Source organism: Nocardia otitidiscaviarum (assembly GCF_007362295.1).
In the GTDB taxonomy this organism is placed as follows: domain Bacteria; phylum Actinomycetota; class Actinomycetes; order Mycobacteriales; family Mycobacteriaceae; genus Nocardia; species Nocardia otitidiscaviarum.
Map to the genome: position 1 here is coordinate 1,118,604 of NZ_CP041695.1, position 5,810 is coordinate 1,124,413.

The window sequence follows — 5,810 nt, forward strand, 5'->3', positions numbered from 1 at the left end:
TCACCGCAGCGGCACGGCGACAACCGGCTCGGTGGAGGGCTGCGGCGACCCGCCCGCGGGCTCCACCGACAGCGCGAGTCCTTCGGCGCGGTCGAGCGGCACCACCACGGGGTCGGCCTCGGCGGGCAGGGCATCGAGGACCGCGGCCGAACGTGGTCGACCGTCGGCCGGTAGCAGCCACAGCTGATAGGTGTGTCCGGTCGGAGCCGCCGCCACGGCCGCGAAGGACACGGCGGCCGCGTCCAATTCCGCCGACGCGCTGACGGTCGCCGTACCGCCGCCGGTGACCGGGACCGTGGTGATGCGGGCATCGGCCTGGGTGCGGATCTGCTGTGCGGTGATGCCGTGGTCCGGCGCGGGTGTGCGCAGCAGCGCCGCCCCGGCGGTGATCGAGATCGCGACCAGCATGACGGCCGCCGCCACCCACCACAGCGACCGTCGCCGAGCCCGACGCAGCGCCGTGAGCCGTGGCGCACCGGTGTCCAGAGCGCGCTGTAGTGCGCCCTCGAGATGGGCGGGAGCGGGAATCGCGTCGACGACCGTCATGGCTGCCACGGTCTCCCGGATATCGCGGACCATGTCGCGAAAGCCCTCCGCGACAGCCGGATCGGCCGTGTCCAGCGCATGCTCGACCGCGCCCCGTTCACCCTCGGTGAGTGCGTCGAGCGCGTAGGGGAATGCGAGCTCGAGCAGGTCCGTGTCGTGCGGGTCAGACATCGGTCACCGATCCTGTCAGACAGTTCCGCAGGCGCTCCAGCCCCGCGCGGATACGGGTTTTCACCGTCGACAGCGGAATGCCGAGGTGTTCGGCGACTTCGCTGTAGGTGCGGCCGTCGTAGTAGGCGAGCGCGAGAGTGTCGCGCTGGGTATCGGTCAGCGTCGTCAGACACCGCGCCACCGCGCGCTCCTCGGACCGCTGGCCCACCGCCTCGGCGACAGCGTCGTGGTCGCGTCCGATGGCGCGGTACCCGTACGCCAGCTCGCGCAGATGCGCGTGCGATTCCGATCGGACCCGGTCGACGGCACGGCGGTGGGTGAGCATCATCAGCCATCCGAGCGGGCTGGCCAACCGCTCGTCGTACCGACTCGCCTCGGCCCAGATCTGGAGGTACACCTCCTGGGTGATCTCCTCGGCCACCGAGCGGCGGCGCACGATGCGCAGTGACAAGCCGAAAACACGTTCCTGAGTGGACCGGTAGAACTGTGTGAAGGCGTCGCGGTCCGCGGCCGCGACCTTGGCGAGCAGCTCCGCGAGCCGTCGGCTGAAGGTGGACGATGGTCGCGCGCGGGGTAGGGGACAAGCCGGGGCGACGTCGCGTTCAGGGGCATCGTCGGTAGGGACCGAGTAGCGCTGGTCGTCTGCCATAGCGGGTTGTCTCCCTCGAACGGTCACCGGGATGACCGCGGGTGTGCGGTGGGGCGGGCGTGGACGGGCGACTGCCCGCCGGGCAGCGGTGCGTCGGCCACGCCTGTCTCGATTTCGGCGCGCTCGTCGTCGCGGTTTGGTCTGTGCGCGGATTTTGTCCGTTTCGGTGGTCGTCCGAAGAAATCTCGTCGGGCACCAAACCGCGGGCGGGGGCTGGGCGAAGTCCTCTCGGTACTCGTGGACGGCCATGAGTACTCGGGGTCTCAGCCGCCCCGCAGCTGGACGTCACCGGTCGCTGCCGCCCCCGACCCGCGGCCGGTGACCAGGCGAAGGCCCGAGCGGAAAGGACACCAATCCGACCGGCATGGCTGGCCGAAGTCCCTCCCGTCCCGAATTCCGCGGTCGCGCAAGCGGGCCGCACGACGAAAGAAGATGATCATGAAGATGTCGCAGCGCACCCTCGCGGTGGCCGTCGCCCTGGCCGCCGCCACCGCGGTCGTGACCGGGTGCTCCGATGACCAGTCCGATTCGACCGCCGCGACCTCGTCGACCACCACGACGGCGGCCGCGACGACCACCGCCGACGCGGCCTCGGACCTGGTCGGTCCCGGCTGTATGGAGTACGCCGAACAGGTGCCCACCGGCGCGGGTTCGGTGAGCGGTATGGCGCAGGATCCGGTCGCCGTGGCGGCCTCCAACAACCCCATGCTCACCACCCTGGTGTCGGCGGTGTCGGGCAAGCTCAACCCGGAGGTGAACCTGGTCGACACCCTGAACGGCGGGCAGTTCACCGTTTTCGCGCCCGTCGATTCGGCCTTCGCCAAGATCCCGAGCGAGACCGTGGACGGCCTGAAGACCGATTCGGCGACGCTGACCAAGATCCTCACCTACCACGTGGTCCCCGGGCAGATCGCGCCCGACGAGATCGCCGGAACGCATCAGACCGTCGAGGGCGGATCGGTCACGGTCACCCGGAACGGGGACGACATCAAGGTCGGCGACGCCGCGGTCGTCTGCGGTGGGGTCAAGACCGCCAATGCGACGGTCTACATGATCGACTCCGTGCTGATGCCGCCCGCCTGAGCGCACGGTCCGATACGCCCATGGTCGCTCACGTCCACCACGCCGCCAGGAAACGAGAGTCTGATGCCGACGCCGCGAATCCCGTTCAACTCGGCCGAGTTCGCAGGAATACCGCAGGTGCCCGCATGACCGATGACGAGCATTCGACGGTTGTTCCGCTGTTCCGTGATCTGGAGCAGACCGCGGTGGCGCAGCCGTCCTGTCCCGCCGACCGCCCGGGACGGGACCGGGAGCTCGCCGAACGCCTCGTCGGCCTGCTGGCGGCGGTGGGCGGGGGCGATCGGGCGGCGTTCACCGAGCTGTACCGCCTGACCAGCCACCGCGTCTACGGCCTGGCCTTGCGCATGCTGCGCAACCGATCCACCGCCGAGGAGATCACCCAGGAGGTGTACCTCCAGGCGTGGTCGCTGGCGGGTCGCTACGACGAGCGGATGGCCAGTCCCATGGGCTGGCTGATGATGCTGACCCATCGCCGGGCCGTCGACCGCATCCGCATGGAGCGGTCGGCGACCGGGCGGGAAAACGCCTACGGCCACCTGCATCTGGGCCGTGACCACGACGTCGTACTGGAAGCCGTGGAGCAGAGTTTCGACGAGGGGGCCGTGCGCAGTTGCCTGGAGACGCTGACTCCGTTGCAGCGGGAAACCCTCGCGCTGGCCTACTACAGCGGGCGCACCTATTCGGAGGTCGCCGACCACCTGGGCACACCCGTGCCCACCGTGAAAACCCGTATCCGCGACGGGCTCAAGCGCCTGGCGGCCTGCCTGACAGGAGGTGACCTCCGATGAGCACCACCGAGCGGCCCGATCTGGACCTGCTCGAACTCGCCTACCCGTACGCGATCGACGCCGTGTCCGATGCGGAGCGCGCGGCCATCGAGGCGCGCCGAGAGCGGGCCGACCGATTCACCGCCGCCGAGTTCGACGCCACTGTCGTCGCTATCCGTGACACCGTGGCCGATCTCACCGTGGTCGATTCGGTCTCTCCCCCAGCGGAGTTGGAAGGCCGGCTGCTGCGCGCCCTCGACCGGGTCATCCGCGCCGCCGGTGGGCGCGGTGTGGGGTACCGGATACATGGTGGCCTGGGGCCGTTCTCCCGGCTGGACTGGTTCGCGGCAGCCGTGGTGCTGGTGATCGCCCTCGGCGCGGGCATCGGCTTCGTCGTCCAACGCCCCTGGGAACCAACGGGTTCCGGGGAGGTGACGGCGGCGACGATCGAACGGCAGCCAGACGCGGTGACCCGCACCGCCGTGGTCACGGGCGGCGGCGAGGTGGTGGTGCGCTCGTCTGCGCTACTGGGTGCCGCGGCGGTCGACCTTCGGGATGTACCGGTTCCGCCCGTCGGCCGCTGCTATCAGATCTGGCTGGTCGAGCTGGGCGGCGAGCCGCGGTCGGCCGCCGTCGTGGACGCGCTGTCGACCATGCCGGTGATCGCCGGTTTCGGTCCCGCCGACACCTTGGCCATCACCGTCGAACCCTCCGGCGGCTCCCCGCAGCCGACGACGCCACCGGTGGCCAGCCTCAACCTCACCTGAGCCGACTCGATCCGAAGGAGTCGTGATGTCGAATCCGAACAGTGCCACCGTCGGCTCCCGACCGAATTCGTCGGCCACGGGGATCGGTCGCGGTCGGGCCGCGCTGGCCGGGATGCTCGGTGCCGCCACGGTGCTCGGGGTGGGGCATCTGGTCGCGGTATTCGTCGATCCGGCGTCCTCACCGTTCTTCGCACTCGGCGCGACCATGGTCGACAATACGCCGACCGCCTTGAAAGAAGCGGCGATTCGACGCTTCGGCAGCAATGACAAGCTGGCACTGTTCGTCTCCATGGCCGTGGTGATGTCCATCGGCGCGGCCATCGCGGGCCTGCTCGAACGCCGTCGGCCCATCGGCAGTGCGCTCCTACTCCTGCTGGGCGGTGTCACCGCGCTGGCGGCGCTGCAACGGCCCACTGCCACACCGTGGTTCGCACTACCCACCGTGGTGGGGATCGTCGCCGGCATCCTGGCCCTGCGCGCCCTGGTGTGGACCGCGACGCCCCGCCCGGGGGAACCGGAGGGATTGTCGCGGCGGCGATTCCTGACCGGCGCGGTCGCCGTGGGCGCGGTCGCGGCCGGTGCGGCGGCGACCGGTCGCTGGCTGGGTGCGCGCCTGCGCGACGTGGTGGCCGATCGGGCGCGATTCGTGCTCCCCGTTGCCCGCCGGACAGCGCCGCCCATCCCGCCGGAGGCCGAAGTGCCCGTTCCGGGAATCGCCCCGCTGCTCACCCCCAACGACCGCTTCTACCGGGTCGACACCGCACTGCAACTGCCCGCGTTGGCCAGTGCCGACTGGCGACTGCGGATACACGGAATGACGGACCGCACAGTGGAATTCGATTTCGACGAGCTGCGCCGACGCCCCGCCGTGGAGCGCGTCATCACGCTCACCTGTGTGTCCAACGAGGTCGGCGGCGACCTGGTCGGCACGGCCCGCTGGCTCGGCTATCCCTTGGCCGACCTGCTCGCCGAGGCCGGGGTGCGGCCAGACGCCGATATGCTGCTGTCCCGCAGTATCGACGGGTTCACGGCCGGAACTCCGCTGTCGACGGTGCTGGACGGCCGGGACGCACTGCTCGCGATCGGCATGAACGGCGAGGCCCTGCCGATCGATCACGGCTATCCGGCACGGCTGATCGTGCCCGGACTGTACGGCTATGTCTCCGCCACCAAATGGGTGGTGGATCTCGAGGTGACTCGTTTCGACCGCGCCCGGGCCTACTGGACCGAGCGCGGCTGGGCCGACCGCGCCCCGATCAAGATCGCCTCCCGGATCGACGTTCCCGCGTCGTTCGCCACCGTGCCCGCGGGGCCGCTGACGGTCGCCGGAGTCGCCTGGGCGCAGCGCCGCGGTATCGCGAGCGTGGAGGTGCAGGTCGACAACCAGCCCTGGCAGCCCGCGACCCTCGCCGCGGAGTATTCCGTCGACACCTGGCGGCAGTGGACCTGGCAGTGGACGGCCACATCGGGCACGCACACCCTGCGCGTCCGGGCCACCGACGGCACGGGGGAGCGGCAGACCGAGCAGCGCACCCCGCCCTTCCCCGACGGCTCCACCGGGTGGCACAACCGCGTGATCACCGTGCGCTGAGCACGGCTGCACACAGCGGATCGCGGTCATACCGACCGTGATCACGTGCGTGGCACCGAGCGCATCGCGCCAGTGACCGCGCATTTTGTCTGAATTATGGCGATTGCCAAATCGTTTCAGTGAACCGACCAATCCGTCCGGGTGTTCGGTGCGACTTCCTGTCTAGCTCGTTGCAGGGAAGTTGCTGCCATGTCCGGAGATAGTCCACGGTTTCTATCGGCGATTGGAGTGTTTTG

6 protein-coding genes are annotated in these 5,810 nt (G+C 69.9%); 4 read left to right on the forward strand and 2 right to left on the reverse strand.

The annotated features are described in order from the left end of the window. Together FOH10_RS04715 and sigK are read right to left on the reverse strand one after the other, a co-directional pair. Positions 1 to 717, reverse strand: coding sequence for an anti-sigma factor (locus FOH10_RS04715; RefSeq protein WP_143979765.1), 717 nt, complete (start codon positions 715 to 717; stop codon positions 1 to 3). After that, positions 710 to 1,366 carry an ECF RNA polymerase sigma factor SigK gene (sigK, locus tag FOH10_RS04720; RefSeq protein WP_143979766.1) on the reverse strand — a complete coding sequence of 219 codons (657 nt, stop codon included), beginning with the start codon at positions 1,364 to 1,366 and terminating at the stop codon, positions 710 to 712. The genes FOH10_RS04715 and sigK overlap by 8 nt, the downstream gene beginning before the upstream one ends. Positions 1,367 to 1,804: 438 nt before the next feature. Here sigK and FOH10_RS04725 point away from each other — a divergent pair, with 438 nt between their 5' ends. From FOH10_RS04725 to FOH10_RS04740, 4 genes are all read left to right on the forward strand, one after another. Further along, the gene (locus FOH10_RS04725; protein ID WP_143979767.1) at positions 1,805 to 2,449 is read left to right on the forward strand and encodes a fasciclin domain-containing protein; all 645 of its coding nucleotides are present in this window, start codon (positions 1,805 to 1,807) and stop codon (positions 2,447 to 2,449) included. Between the two features lie 125 nt (positions 2,450 to 2,574). Continuing rightward, positions 2,575 to 3,237, forward strand: coding sequence for a sigma-70 family RNA polymerase sigma factor (locus tag FOH10_RS04730; RefSeq protein ID WP_143979768.1), 663 nt, complete (start codon positions 2,575 to 2,577; stop codon positions 3,235 to 3,237). After that, on the forward strand, positions 3,234 to 3,983 hold the full coding sequence (locus FOH10_RS04735; protein ID WP_143979769.1) for an anti-sigma factor: 750 nt from the start codon (positions 3,234 to 3,236) through the stop codon (positions 3,981 to 3,983). Before FOH10_RS04730 ends, FOH10_RS04735 begins: the two co-directional genes overlap by 4 nt. A 25-nt stretch (positions 3,984 to 4,008) precedes the next feature. Beyond that, positions 4,009 to 5,574: a molybdopterin-dependent oxidoreductase gene (locus FOH10_RS04740; RefSeq protein ID WP_143979770.1), complete on the forward strand. Its 1,566-nt coding sequence runs from the start codon at positions 4,009 to 4,011 to the stop codon at positions 5,572 to 5,574. Positions 5,575 to 5,810 lie beyond the last annotated feature (236 nt).

Coding starts and splice junctions, on each gene's coding strand:
- FOH10_RS04715 (WP_143979765.1), bottom strand. CDS start 717: ATGTCTGACCCGCACGACACGGACCTGCTCGAGCTCGCATTCCCCTAC.
- sigK (WP_143979766.1), bottom strand. CDS start 1,366: ATGGCAGACGACCAGCGCTACTCGGTCCCTACCGACGATGCCCCTGAA.
- FOH10_RS04725 (WP_143979767.1), top strand. CDS start 1,805: ATGAAGATGTCGCAGCGCACCCTCGCGGTGGCCGTCGCCCTGGCCGCC.
- FOH10_RS04730 (WP_143979768.1), top strand. CDS start 2,575: ATGACCGATGACGAGCATTCGACGGTTGTTCCGCTGTTCCGTGATCTG.
- FOH10_RS04735 (WP_143979769.1), top strand. CDS start 3,234: ATGAGCACCACCGAGCGGCCCGATCTGGACCTGCTCGAACTCGCCTAC.
- FOH10_RS04740 (WP_143979770.1), top strand. CDS start 4,009: ATGTCGAATCCGAACAGTGCCACCGTCGGCTCCCGACCGAATTCGTCG.